The sequence below is a fragment of the Micromonospora zingiberis genome (assembly GCF_004331455.1).
GTDB classification, from domain to species: Bacteria; Actinomycetota; Actinomycetes; order Mycobacteriales; family Micromonosporaceae; genus Micromonospora; species Micromonospora zingiberis.
The window spans coordinates 234588-247310 of record NZ_SJJR01000007.1 but is presented as its reverse complement, the minus strand read 5'-3'; the positions used below and the strand labels follow the sequence as shown (position 1 = coordinate 247310).

Annotated in this window: 13 protein-coding genes and 1 pseudogene; 10 read left to right on the top strand and 4 right to left on the bottom strand. The window is 69.2% G+C overall.

Going from position 1 to position 12723, the window contains the following annotated elements; genetic code table 11:
• Window positions 1–341: 341 nt before the first annotated feature.
• Window positions 342–1607: a NucA/NucB deoxyribonuclease domain-containing protein gene (locus E0H26_RS13615; RefSeq protein WP_131303956.1), complete on the bottom strand. Its 1266-nt coding sequence runs from the start codon at window positions 1605–1607 to the stop codon at window positions 342–344.
• 114 nt (window positions 1608–1721) lie between these two features.
• Here E0H26_RS13615 and E0H26_RS13610 point away from each other — a divergent pair, with 114 nt between their 5' ends.
• Window positions 1722–4661, top strand: a complete 2940-nt coding sequence (locus E0H26_RS13610) for an AfsR/SARP family transcriptional regulator (protein ID WP_165521852.1) — start codon at window positions 1722–1724, stop codon at window positions 4659–4661.
• Between the two features lie 32 nt (window positions 4662–4693).
• On the opposite strand, the gene E0H26_RS30595 is transcribed toward E0H26_RS13610, so the two are convergent.
• Entirely contained in the window at window positions 4694–4798 is a 105-nt protein-coding gene (locus E0H26_RS30595; protein ID WP_420812838.1) for a DUF4241 domain-containing protein, read from the bottom strand.
• Between the two features lie 694 nt (window positions 4799–5492).
• On the opposite strand from E0H26_RS30595, the gene E0H26_RS13600 reads away from it, so the two are divergent.
• The 3 genes from E0H26_RS13600 to E0H26_RS13590 all read left to right on the top strand — a co-directional run bounded on the left by E0H26_RS13600 (window position 5493) and on the right by E0H26_RS13590 (window position 7397).
• Window positions 5493–5894 (top strand): VOC family protein, encoded by a 402-nt coding sequence (locus E0H26_RS13600; protein WP_131303954.1) that lies wholly within the window; start codon window positions 5493–5495, stop codon window positions 5892–5894.
• Window positions 5895–6327: 433 nt separating this feature from the next.
• Complete coding sequence (locus tag E0H26_RS29915) at window positions 6328–6525, top strand: response regulator transcription factor (protein WP_240742145.1); 198 nt, start codon at window positions 6328–6330, stop codon at window positions 6523–6525.
• Between the two features lie 92 nt (window positions 6526–6617).
• Complete coding sequence (locus tag E0H26_RS13590; RefSeq protein WP_131303953.1) at window positions 6618–7397, top strand: hypothetical protein; 780 nt, start codon at window positions 6618–6620, stop codon at window positions 7395–7397.
• On the opposite strand, the pseudogene E0H26_RS30305 reads toward E0H26_RS13590, so the two are convergent.
• Window positions 7341–7670: pseudogene (locus E0H26_RS30305) on the bottom strand (SDR family oxidoreductase); the annotation flags it as partial. The gene E0H26_RS13590 and the pseudogene E0H26_RS30305 overlap by 57 nt on opposite strands.
• A gap of 92 nt (window positions 7671–7762) precedes the next feature.
• Between E0H26_RS30305 and E0H26_RS13580 the strand changes: the two are divergent.
• Together E0H26_RS13580 and E0H26_RS13575 are read left to right on the top strand one after the other, a co-directional pair.
• The gene (locus E0H26_RS13580) at window positions 7763–8539 is read left to right on the top strand and encodes a hypothetical protein (protein WP_131303952.1); all 777 of its coding nucleotides are present in this window, start codon (window positions 7763–7765) and stop codon (window positions 8537–8539) included.
• Window positions 8536–8901 carry a GntR family transcriptional regulator gene (locus E0H26_RS13575; RefSeq protein WP_131303951.1) on the top strand — a complete coding sequence of 122 codons (366 nt, stop codon included), beginning with the start codon at window positions 8536–8538 and terminating at the stop codon, window positions 8899–8901. Before E0H26_RS13580 ends, E0H26_RS13575 begins: the two co-directional genes overlap by 4 nt.
• A gap of 347 nt (window positions 8902–9248) precedes the next feature.
• Here the strand turns inward: E0H26_RS13575 and E0H26_RS13570 are convergent, their stop codons facing one another.
• Window positions 9249–10427, bottom strand: a complete 1179-nt coding sequence (locus tag E0H26_RS13570; protein WP_131303950.1) for a DUF6891 domain-containing protein — start codon at window positions 10425–10427, stop codon at window positions 9249–9251.
• Between the two features lie 116 nt (window positions 10428–10543).
• On the opposite strand from E0H26_RS13570, the gene E0H26_RS13565 reads away from it, so the two are divergent.
• From E0H26_RS13565 to E0H26_RS13550, 4 genes are all read left to right on the top strand, one after another.
• Window positions 10544–10930, top strand: a complete 387-nt coding sequence (locus E0H26_RS13565) for a YybH family protein (protein WP_131303949.1) — start codon at window positions 10544–10546, stop codon at window positions 10928–10930.
• 141 nt (window positions 10931–11071) lie between these two features.
• Entirely contained in the window at window positions 11072–11275 is a 204-nt protein-coding gene (locus tag E0H26_RS13560) for a hypothetical protein (RefSeq protein ID WP_131303948.1), read from the top strand.
• Between the two features lie 7 nt (window positions 11276–11282).
• A complete protein-coding gene (locus E0H26_RS13555) occupies window positions 11283–11741 on the top strand; it encodes a Clp protease N-terminal domain-containing protein (protein ID WP_206025068.1) in 459 nt (152 codons plus the stop codon).
• A 99-nt stretch (window positions 11742–11840) separates the two neighbouring features.
• Window positions 11841–12635: an alpha/beta fold hydrolase gene (locus tag E0H26_RS13550; RefSeq protein ID WP_338106210.1), complete on the top strand. Its 795-nt coding sequence runs from the start codon at window positions 11841–11843 to the stop codon at window positions 12633–12635.
• Window positions 12636–12723 lie beyond the last annotated feature (88 nt).

Below are 12723 nucleotides of genomic sequence, written 5' to 3'. Positions count from 1 at the left end.
GAGCCGTCAGACTTGATCGTCAAGCCCACTTGCCGTCGCACGCACCGCAGCCGAGGCATGCCCCGGACTCCACCGGGTACTACCAGCCGTTGCTCACCGCGCAGCGCGCCGCCTCCGCGCCGACGCCCTGAACCTCGGCGTGAGATCACCCGTCGGCGTCGCCGAGGCGCCGTGGGCCTTTCTGGACAAGTACTTCTGGGGTTGACCCGGTCCGACGGACCGGGTCAACCCCAGGTGCAGATAATCTCGGGCTACGGCGTCATCCGGATGCCGTCGGGTTCGCTGGCACATTGGCAGCAGATTGGCCGGGGCGCGAGCCACTGCGCTGCGGGAGGCTCGGGTCAGACCAGTCGGATTCGGAACATGTCGCGGTCGATGACGCGGTTGTCGTAGTAGAAGAGCCCGAGCAGGCTGCCGGCGTCCGTGTTCTCCCAGTCGGGAATCATGCATGCGCTGTACCCGCCGCTGTCGCCCTGTCGTCGGGGTTGCAGCCACGGCACCTGGCAGCTGAAACCCTGTCCGCCCCCGTTGATGCCGCCGAGGATGAAGAACGTCCGGCCGTAGGCGTGAGACGCTGCTCCCTCATATGTGGACGCGAACGGATACTCGTCGCAGGAGAATCCGGCCGGCCGTGGCCGGCCCTGTGGATCGGTGCAGGCGATCCTGCGGTTCGACTCGTTGCGGGTGCCGTCGGTGGTGCGGGTCAGCCGGCTCGGCAGGCCGAAGTTGAGTGCCAGGCCGATGTGGCGGGCGTAGGTGGGGTGGGCCAGGGAACTGATCGTGTGGGTCGGCTCGACGAACGCGACGGTACAGCCGACCGGCCGCCCCGGTAGCGCGTCGTCGCAGCGGTGTGCGGGCGGTGTGATCGACAAGGAGTTGCTGATGGGTGGTGTCCAGGCCGGGTTGCTGAACGTGAACTGCCAGGAGGCCGACGACTGCCAGGACACGTACGGCCCGCCGTACTGCGATGAGAAGGACGCGGCGCCCGGCACCACTGAGCCAGGTCCGAACAGTGTGGTGATCCCCGGGCTCGAAAGGTAGGAACACATCTGGCCGCAGAGTGGTACGGCGTTGAGAGTGGTGCCGGCGATGGCGCCCGCGCCGCGGTAGCCGGTGAAGCGGACGTAGGTGTCCCACCGGTCGCTGCGTCCGCTGAGCATGACCTCGACCCGGACGCCGTAGTCGATGGTGCCGACGATCACGCCCTGCGGGACGGTGAACACCACGAGCTGGAATGATTCCTCGCCGCAGATGGTGGTCCGGGTGGCGATCCAGCTATTGGAACCGCACGGGGTGCTCATCACCCCGGCGCGCTCCGACGTCGACCGGGTCGGTGCGGCACGACCATTTTCGCGTACGCAGGTGGCCGTTCCCGGGCCGCTGGTACGGGCCAGGGTGGCAGCTCGGGCCGGCAGGTTGGCGCAGTCGGTGGGAGCGGTGAGAATGCTGCTCCCGGTGGTGACCGTCGAGACGGCGGGAGCGGCCGGCGCGCTGGGTGCGGCCGTGACGGACGGACCGGCCATCGCCGGAGCCGCCCAGGCCAGGGAGGCGACGACGACCGCGGTGACAGACACCGCGATGATCCGCCGGAGTACGGGCATTGCCATGGTCCCTCCATTTGGTGAATGGCAGGAATCGATCGGCGGGAGGCTATCGCTGGGCACTGGACCGCGATTGGATCGACGCTGGACACTGTCCAGTAGTCGAAAGGGGTGGACCCGGTGCTGGTCGTGCAGATCCTCGGACGATTACGGGTCTGGCGGGACGGAGACGAGGTCGACCTGGGTTCGCAGGCCCGGCGGGCAGTGTTGGGCCTGCTGGCGCTGACTCCCGACAAACCGGTCCGCCGGCATGATCTGATCGACGCGATGTGGGGCGACGATCCGCCCGCCAGCGCCGTCAATGTCCTTCAGACACACGTCAAGCACCTGCGCCGGACGTTGGAGCCAGGTCGTCCGGCCCGGGCCGCGAGCGTCGTTCTGCCGAGCACCGGTGACGGGTACCGGCTGCACCTGGCCGGTGGCAGTGTCGATGTCGTCCGTTTCCGCGACCTGGCCGCCGCGGCCATCCGGGCCACGGCGAATCCGTCGCGTGCGGTCGAGCTGTCGGGAGCCGCGCTGGCGCAGTGGCACGGGCGGCGGGTGCTGTCCGACGTCCCGCTTCTGACGCGGCTGCCGGCGGTCACCAGACTCACCGACGAACGGCGGCGGCTGCTCGCCATACACGCCGAACTGCTCATCAACCTCGGCCGTGCCCGGGAGGTTCTCACGACTCTGGCGGAGGACGCCGACGACCATCCGCTCGACGAGTCGGTCCACGCGTTGCTGGTGCGGGCCCTTGCCGCAACGGGTCAGCGTGCCCGCGCCGCTGAAACGTACCGGGCAATGCGGGACCGGCTCGCCGACGAACTGGGCGTACCGCCGGGAGTGACACTGCGCTCGGCGTACGAGCAGGTCGGCGGAGCCGGACCCAGCCGAACTCCGGCAGCCGGTGCCACGGGCCCACCCGGGACGCGGCGCGCCCCAGTGCCGCGACAGCTGCCGGCGGAGGTCACGGACTTCGCGGGGCGGGCCGACGAACTTCGCCAGCTCGACACCGCCGGTCCGCTCATCCTGCTCTGTGGCACCCCAGGCGTCGGCAAGACCGCACTGGCTGTGTGCTGGGCGCACCGGGTGCGGAGCCGGTTCCCCGACGGGCAACTCTTCGTCGACCTGCGTGGGTTCGACGCCGACCGGTCGGTGTCGGCGGGCGACGCGCTCGCCTTGCTGCTCAGCATGCTGGGAGTTCCCGACGGCGAGATCCCGACCGACCCGCAGCACCGGATGGCCCGGTTCCGCTCAGCGGTGGCCGACCGGCGCCTGCTGATCCTGCTCGACAACGCCGGCTCGGTCGAGCAGATCCGCCCGCTGCTACCAGGCACCGCCAGTTGCACGGTCGTGATCACCAGTCGTGCCCACCTCGGCGGACTCGCCGCCCTGCACGGCGCCCGCCGCGTCGAGATCAACCCGCTCCCGGTGGCTGACGCGGTCGGGCTACTACGCCGACTGATCGGCGACCGGGTTGCTGCCGCACCAGCTTCGGCCGCAACGCTCGTCGAACAGTGCGCCCGGCTGCCTCTCGCCTTACGCGTCGCCGCCGAACTCGTCGTCGCCCGGCCCGGACGGCCGCTCGCGGACCTCGTGGCGGAGCTCGCCGACCGGCAGCGACGGCTGGATCTTCTCGATCTGGGCGACGATCCCCGAGCCGCCGTCCGCGAGGTCATCTCGTGGTCGTACCAGCGGCTTCCGGCCGTGGCGGCGACCGCGTTCCGGCGGCTGGGCCTGCTGCCCGCCGCCGTCTTCGACGGCCATCTGTTGGCGGTGCTGACCGAGACGAAACCGGCGAACGGTCACCGGCTGGCCGGCGTGCTGTCCCAGGCGCATCTGGTGCAGGCCACCGGCGACGGCCGGCTGACCCAGCACGACCTGCTCCGCGCCTACGCGACCGAGCTGGTCCATCGGATCGACACCGACGACGACCGGCGCGCCACCATCGGACGCCTGCTCGACTGCTACCTCGCCCACGCACGAGCCGCGACTCGGCTGCTGTACCCGTCGCACGTCGGGCAGCCGGCCGACCCCTGCCCCACCGTCGGCCACCCGGACGGCACCGCTACGTGCACCATGGCGGACATCGCGACGAACATTCACGCGGCCCGCACCTGGCTGGACTCGGTGCGACCGGCGCTGGACGGACTGGGCTCGGCGGCGGTGCACCACGGCTTCACCGCTCAGGCCATCGGACTCGCCCTCGCCTTGCAGGACTATCTCACCGGCGGGCCCCACGACGGCGCGCTCGCCGTGCAGCGGCACGGTCTGTCCGCGGCCCGCGCCGCCGGCGACCGCGTCGCGGAGGCGACGTTGCTGTCCAACATCGGCGACATTCACCGGCTGCTCGGGCAGTACGGGCCCGCTGTCGAGCAGCACCGGCGCGCCCTGGCGATGCATCGCACGGCCGGCAACGACCGTGGCGCGGCCCGGACCCTGACCCGCCTCGGTATCGTCCTGGAACGCATCGGTGACCATGGCGCCGCGACCCGGCGTCACCGCCAGGCGGTCGCGGTGTACCGGCGCCTCGGCGACCGCACCGGGGAGGCGTCCGCGCTGGTCAATCTCGCCAACGCGTTGAGCGCGGGCGACCGACTCGACCTGGCGGCCGACGCGCTGGACAGGGCCCGGGACACCTTCCGCGACCTCGACGAGCGGGTCGGCGAAGCGAGCGCACTGGCCAACCTCGGCGAAGTCCTCACCAGGCTCGGGCGATACCAACTGGCGTCCACGGCGCTCAACGAGGCGCTGGCCCTGTTCCGGCGTGCCGGGCACCGCGACGGCGAAGCGACGGCGCTGTCCAACCTGGGGACGGTCAACACACACCTCGGCGCGTTCGACACCGCGGTCCGCCAGTCCCGCACGGCGCTGGCCATCTTTCAGGCCAGCGGCCACCAGTACGGGCAGGCCAGTGCGCTGAACGTGCTCGGCAGCGCGTTGCTGTCGATGGGTAGTCCGGCGCAGGCGCGCCACCACTACGCAGAGGCACTGACAATCGCCCAGGCGACCGGTGACACTGACGAGATGGCCCGCGCCAGGGCGGGCATCGCGATGGCACAGACCAGCGAAAGCTGACGGCGGCACGATCGTGCGTCGCGCCACAGCGGCTATTCGAGCGGCACGACGCGGAAATCGGTGACGAAGCTGGCGACGCGCCCACCTGCGGTGCGGCCCACGTAGGTGGCGTACACGCCGTCACCCCAACGAAACACGCGCCGTCCTACGCCCCTGGCTCACTGCCACCCACCGCCGTCTCCCCTACCTGACCTGGGCCTACACCCTCGGCCCCGACCATCGCGAGGTCGACGAGGAACTGGCAGCAGACTTGCGCGCCACAGCCGACCTCGTGCTCCACGCCGACACGATCGAGGAGGGAGTTCCAGGCGGCCACGCGCCCCAACACTTCACACTGCCCGCTGCCCCCACAGACGACCCACGGCAGTGGCTCTCCACCTGCTACGAGACCGGCTCACGGAGCATCCTGGCAGTGGGAGCCCACCACGGAATGGTTCACGACCTCGAACATGTCGACGAAATCGTGGTCACTGTAGATAGAACGCCACCGATAGATGGCGTCGCCACTGCCACCCGCCACCTCACCGCAGCAGGATTCGAGCTGACCGGCATTTCACCCCAAGGAACCAGTGCCCGCCTTCACCTTCGCCGATCCGAGCCGACGTCCGGACCGTAGCCCGACGCCCCTAATTACTAGGTCAGCCGACGGCGTGCCGTGACCGACGGCGCAGCCGTTCACGTGCAGCTTTGATCCAGCAGAGCACGGCCTCAGGTAGAAGTGCACCCATGGCCGGAAGGTGCTGGGCTCGGCCTGGTCGCCAGTCGACATCCACGCATGCCACGTTGCGGATGCTGGCGTCCGTTCACCCACGCGCACCGTAAGGTCCGGGCATGGCTAACGCGAAGATCAGGCTCGACCACTGCGTGATCGCGGTCAGCAACTGGGAACGGTCCACGACCTTCTATCGGGACGTCCTGGGTGCCGACGTGGTCGACCATCCCGACGGTCACGTGGCCTACCGGTTCGGCGACCAACAGCTCAACGTCCACGGACCGGGCCTGGATGTCGGAACGCTGGTGGCACGGCCGCCCGTCACGCCAGGCGGCAGCGACCTGTGCTTCGTTTGGCCCGGCACCACCGAGGACGCGATCGCTCATCTTCAACGCCACCGCATCGAAATAGAGGCAGGGCCGGTTATTCGCAGCGGTGGGGGTGGGCGTGGCGTGAGCGTCTACTTCCGGGATCCGGACGGTTCCCTGCTGGAGCTGATCACCTACACCAAACCCTCGTAGCCAGGAGCTGGGCACCAGGATCATCGATGATGGTCAGACCCTTGGCGGCTGTCCGCAGGAATCCGTATCTGCCGCGAGCAGCGCGTAGCTTTCGGACGGATGCCGCCTGACGGCTCGCAGCTACGACGACCGGCTGCCGCGATGGGCTCGCCGCTGGAGGCCGCGTCGGCGCTGTCAGTGTTGGCTTGGGACTAGGCAGAAGGGTGCCCGGCCGGGTCGGTGAGCACCCGGAACCGGTACGTGGCCCAGGCGCTCGCCGTCGGCGCGAATGGTTTCTTGCTCAAGGCCGCCGATCCGCGCGAGCTCATTCTCGGCGTACGGTCGGTCGCCGATGGAGCCGCATTCCTGTCCCCGAGGATCGCGCAGCGGGTGATCACGAAGTTTGGGCGACAGCCTGGTCCGATCGAGGACGGCCCAAACCCGGCTGGAACAGTTGACCAACCGCGAGCGGGAGGTGCTGGCGTTCGTCGGCCGGGGCATGTCCAACCACCAGATCGCCCGATCGTTGTCCCTTGCCGAAGGAACCGTAAAGGCGCACGTTAGCGCCATCCTGCTGAGGCTGGGCCTGAACAACCGCGTCCAGGCAGCGATCCTGGCCTACGAGGCCGGACTGGTCGACGACGGCGCATGATCGAACGGCGGAATGCTCGGCGGGGCGGCAAGCGCTGTCATCGACGGTCGCGACTAGACACGTACTGGAATCCTGTGATCGTGGAAAGTGGAATGCGTGTGCCCGCTGGGCCGGCTGGGCGGACGCGGCGGTGGTGGGGCGTGTTGCGGCTCGCTCTGGTCCTGTTGTGGCTGCTTGCGGCAGCCGTCAACTGGTGGACGGCACCCCGGAAGCACAGCTACGAGCAGGCCCGGGCGGACGTTACTGCTGGCCACGTGACGGCGTATCAGTGGGGCGACAGTTGGGCCACCGGCGGCAGCCCGCTGCCGTGGTTCGGTGCGTCCGACCTGCGGGCGTCCGGCACACTCGGTCCGCTGTTCGCGTGGCGAACTCCCGATGGTCGGGTGTACTGGACCGACACCGGTTACTTCGACCAGGTCACCACCACGAGCGCTGTCGACCCGGCGAGCTACTCCGGGCCCGGCGCCATCGGCATTGCACAGGATCTGCGGGCCGGCGGCCTGGAGCACCGAGCTGGCGAGGTCCATTCCCTGGGGGTTGCCGTCACCGTCATGGGGATCGGCCTGGTCCTCGCTGCCGTCTTCCTCGGCGTGGTTGTTGCCGGTCCGGCTCCGGTCCTCGGCACTCGATGGTTCTGGTTCTGGCTGGTCTGCGCCGCACCGTACGGCCTCGGGCTGCTCCTCTGGTTGTCTCGGGACCGGCCGTGGACGCGTCCAGCGGTACCGGCCGCCATGCCCGGCGATCGGGAGCGGCGGGACCGTGGGGTCTTCGGTCTCGTACTCGGGATCCTCGCGGGGATCCTGGTCAGCCTTCTGCTATTGGCGCTGAACGAAGCCCTCGGTGATCGGTGGGTACCGCTGTCTGGTTCCTAGAACGACCAGACGCACCGGCGCGATCGAACACCCAGGCCCCGACCGTACGTCCTTGCGCCCGGGTGGGCAGGCGCGCGGGCCGAGGAACAGGCCACGACTGGCGTCGATTACCTGGCCGGTGACCCAGCGCGCGGCGTCGGGGGCTAGGAAAGCGACCACGTCGGCGACGTCGCCGGGCCCGCCCAGCCGATTAGGCGCCGTCATTTCGGTGATCAGCTCGGTGAGGCCCGGTGTCTCGAAGACCGGCCCGTTGGTTGCCGTCCGGGTGGCGCCGGGCGCGACCGCGCTCGACCCAGGGTTGACTTTGTCTCATGCTATGACTCATCTTGTTGATACAGACTTTGCGACATACAGAGGTGGATGGCATGCGACAGGCAGATCACACGGAGGCCAGGCGGTGGCTGGACCGGCACGGCCTGGCCGATGTCGAGCCGACCCCACTGCTCGCGGCGCGGCTGGCGGTGCGGCGGCGTGCGAGGCTTGCCGACAGCCTCCTGTTGGCCGCGTTCCTGCTCGGCGCGGCACTCACGCACGCGTTGCGACTCACCTACGCCCCGTCCTCCTGGCTGCCACTGCTGGCGCTGACGGCGTTGGTGGTCGGGTTGCTGGCGGCGCAGTGGCTGCTCGGCTGGCGGGTGCGGCGCGTCGACCAGCAGGCCGGCGTGCAACTGTCCCGACGGGTCGCCCACCCGGTCAAGCTCGGCTGGCCAGCGGTGCTGGGCCGGCCGTACGCCGCCTTCACGGTCGCCGCCTTCATCAGCGCGGTGCTGCTGGCGGTGAGCGTGCTGCCGGTTTCGGACTCCGGCTTGCGGTACGGGGCGGTCGTCGTGCTGATCGGCCTCGCCGGCACCGGCGTCGGCACCATCATGCAGCTGCGCCAGGTGCTGGCGAGCCCGGCCGTGGCGGAGGACGAGGCGTCGCTCACCGCCGATGTCATCATGCGGGTCGAGGACGCCCGCGCCCTCGTCACACCCAGCCTGGTGTGGTCGCTGCCGGCCATCTTCCTGTACGGGGAATCGCTCGGCTGGTGGAACGCGGTCTCGCTAGTGCTCGTGGTGGCGGGCGTCCTCGCGCTCAGCCTGATCCAGACCCGGGCCACCGCTGCCGGGTCAGCCGCACGGCGAGCCCTGGCCACCCGATGATCGTCATCGACGCGGCCTCGCCGACGCCACCGTACGAGCAACTCCGGGCCCAGCTCGCGAGGCAGATCCAGGACCGCTCACTCGCCGTCGGCACGAGACTGCCGACGATCCGCCGACTCGCGGCCGACCTCGGCCTGGCCGTGAACACCGTCGGTCGTGCGTACCGGGAACTGGAGGAGGCCGGGCTGATCGAAACCCGTGGGCGGGCCGGCTCGTTCGTCTCGGCCGCCGGCGAGCAGGCCCTCGAGCGGGCCCGCCGCGCCGCCCGCGACTACGCGGCGGTCATCACCAGCGTCGGCATCGATCCCACCGAGGCGATCCGGATCATCGAGGCGGCACTGGACCGTGCTTCAACACCGTAAACCATCGGTTACTCACTGCTGCCGCGCCTGTGCCTGAGGCGGTTAGGTTCTGTCTCGCGGATCTTGTTGGTCGGGGAGGGCGGGCAGGCCGATTGAAGTTCGACGAGTCGAGCAAGGCGTGGAAGTGGGTACCGGGCATGTCGTACCTGGCCGCCTGATCGCGCCAGTGCCCGTGAGATTGCAGCCGCGTTCGACCTGACTGCGTTACTCGTCCGCGCGGTCCAACATCGCTGGTCGGCCTCCTAGTCGACACCACCGATCCTGGCCGCGGATCTTGGTACGAAACGGCCCTCATGGGAGCCGTTCCGTACCAAGATCCGCGAGACAGAACCTAGTGGCACCGGTCATCACCAGGGCTGGGTGGTCACCCCGTCCAGTTCGCGGATGGCGTTGCGGTTCTCGGTGGCCAGGATCGTGAGGGTTCGCTCGGTCTCGTCGAGGCTGGCGTACTTGCCGACCGAGGCGGACTCGGCCACGAACGGCGACTCCAGCCACAACTTCCCGTTCTCTAAACGCATCTGCACGATGCCGGCATCGTGCACGGCGGCCAGCCACGAGTCCGTCCGGGTAGGCAGCCGCCGCACGACGGCGAGTATCTCGGGCAGGCACATCGGCCGTCCGGCGACCTGCTGCGGGCCGCTCGGCATGCACTGGTAGGTGACCTCGATCAGCCCCGCCTCACCAGGCACCTCACCCTCGTCTTGCCCGCCGAGAAGCCGCAATCCCTCGAAGCGACCCACCTGCCGGCCGTCGTCGCTGATCAGGCGATGCCTCTCCCGCCAGATCGTCACGGTCCGTTCGCCATCGTCGACCCGCACGCTCGTATCGTCGGGCAGCCAGGGCAGCTCGAGCGCGGCGAGCGCGGACACTGACATCGGCGGAATAATCATCTGCCGGCCAGGAACGAACTGCACGTGCACGGTACGGCCGGGCTCAGCGCCCACCGGGAAGGCGGCCATCCGGCCGTACCGGCGTTTAGCCCAGTGCAGTCGGACGTGAATACGCTGGGCGGCGTCGCCGGTCCAGTCCACCTCCAGGCCCTCGCCGCGTAGCGCGGCCACGACCTCCTCGCCGACCTGCGCGGCGTCGATCTGCTCGTCGAACGAGCCGTACGCCAGCCACAGGGTCCCGCCCTGAGCGGCCCGTTCGGCGTCCTGTCCGTGATAGAAGACGTATCCGCGAGCTGGTGCCCCTTTGGTGACCTCGTCGCCGATCTCGCTGCTCCCGCATGACTGGCAGCAGGCGAAATCTTCCCGGGCCACGATCCCCGTGATGTCGAGCGCGCGGAACGCGTCCGTGAGTCGGTCGCTGTCGGTCCGCGCAGGCCACTCCGCCTGGGCATCGAGGTGCGCGGTGAGCTCGCGCGGCACGATCTCCCAGGCCAGCGCGTACCGGTCGGCGGGGTCGCCCTCACCGTGCAGGTACTCCGCCGTGCCGGACACGATCATCGCGCACGTGAGGAGCCCGCGGGCCACCTCACCACGTGCGTACTCGGTCGCGGACTGCCGAAGGTCATCGGGTCGCATCGCGGCAAGATACCAACGTCCCGCCGAACGACCAGGCCGCTCCGGCACCAACGCCCGATCGGCGGCATGACCGGACGCCGGGGTCGCGCTCCCGGTCGAATGGCAGGCTGGGAATCATGGATAGGAAGCAGGTGACCGGCTGGCTCGCGGCCTACGAGCATGCGTGGCGGACGCCGGGCACGGAGATGTTAGCGACGATCTTCACCGCAGAGGCAAGCTATCTGCAGGGGCCTTACCGCAATCCGGTCATCGGTCTGCCAGCCATAGCCCGGGTGTGGGAAGAGGAGCGGGACGGCCCGAGCGAGGTGTTCCAGATGGCCAGTGAGATCGTCGCGGTCGAAGGCGACACAGCGGTGGTGCGGGTGGAGGTCCGGTACGGCGATCCGGTCGACCAGGAGTACCGCGACCTGTGGATCATGCGTTTCACCGAGGACGGGCGCTGCAGCTTGTTCGAGGAGTGGCCCTTCCCCCAGCACCCCGTTGGCATACCGGGACCGAGCTAGGAAGTGTCTTCACCATCGACACCACCATCAAGATCTGGTCCGCGATCTCACCGGCAACACCTGATCCACAAACACTAGCCAGCGCAAATCGGCCGTCAGTCTGATTTGACAACTCATCGGTTGTCAGTTCAAGCTGACGACATGAGTGTGGATCGTTTGGAATCCGCGTTGGCGTCCGACGACCCGGCGACGGGGTTGTGGGCGGTGCTGGCGCTGCGTCGGCTGGCCGAGCGGGTGGAGGCCAACCAGGTCGCCGCGGCCCGCCGGGCGGGCTGGTCCTGGCAGCAGATCGGGGACGCCTTGGGGGTCACCCGCCAGTCCGTCCACGTCAAGTACGGGAAGTGAGGCGACAATGGTGCGGTTCAACCCGCAGGCCGGCATGGGCCACGTGTACCTGAACGCCAATGCCGAGGCTGTGCGCAGGGGCGACCGCAAGGTCAGCACCGAGCATGTGCTCTTGGCGCTGCTGATCGATCCCGGTTCGATCACCGGTCAGGCGTTGGGGGTAAGCCTGAATGAGGCGCGCGAGGCGCTGGAGCGGCTGGATCGAGACGCCCTGGCGTCGGTGGGTGTCCAGGCGGCCTTTGCCGGGCCGGTCTTTCCGGGCCGGGACGATGATCGTCTCCCGCTGACTCCGTTAGCCAAGGCGGTCTTCACGGGGCTGCGCAAACAAGCCGGTCGGGACCGGATCGGCGTTCACCACGTCCTGCTCGGCCTGCTGGCCAGTACCCGCCCGGACCCGGCGGCCGTGCTGCTGGACGCGCTGAGCGTTGATCGTGCCGCGGTGCGCACCCGCCTGGGTCAGGGGTGAGAGTCGATGGACGCTACCGCAGTCTCCTATGAGACGGGCTCGGTGACCTCCAGGGACGGCACCGTCATCGGCTACCGCCGGTTCGGGACCGGACCGGCGGTGGTGCTGATGCACGGTTCGCTGATGACCTGCCACAACTTCATGCGATTGGGCGCGGCACTCAGCGGCAATTTCACCGTCTACCTTCCCGATCGGCGGGGCCGCGGGATGAGCGGCCCGTACGGGCCCGACTTCACCCTGCAACGCGCCGCCGAGGACGTGCAGGCGCTGATGGAACGGACCGGGGCGCGCAACGTCTTCGGGCTCAGTGCCGGTGCCATCCCGATCCTGCACTGGGCGCTGACCTGCCCGAAGGGGTACAGAATCGCGGTGTATGAGCCGCCGCTGCCGGTCCACGGCCTCGCCTTCTCTCCGGTGGCGTGGCTGCCCCGCTACGAGCAGGAGATGGCCCAGGCGCGGCTGGCGGCTGCGTTGGTGACCATTGCCAAGGGCACCAAGGACTCGCGGCTGATCGAAGCCCTGCCCCGCGCCGTCATTGTCCCGCTCATGAGCGTGGCGTTGCGAGCCCAGGCCCAGCGGGCCGACGGCGACGTCACCTTGAACGATCTCATTCCCACCATGGGCAAGGATGCCAGGCTTGTGGTGGACGCCGCCGGACTGATCTCGGCGTCCATCGCCGTACAGGCCGAGGTTCAACTGCTCGGTGGCAGCAAGAGCGCCGGCTATTTCAAGGACGCGCTGGACGCCCTGCATGCTGCCATCCCGCACGCCCGCCGGGTGGAACTGCGCCGCTTGGGGCACCTGGCCGCCGACAACGACGGACACCCGGACCGCGTCGCCCATGCCCTGGCCGACTTCTTCACCAACGATCACCCATCACCGGGATCGGGCTGACCGGGCCCGCGGTGCCCTTACCGGCCCGGTCAGCGGCTCTGGGTATTCCCGGAACAGGATGCCGCTGATCACCGTCCGGTGATCGTTT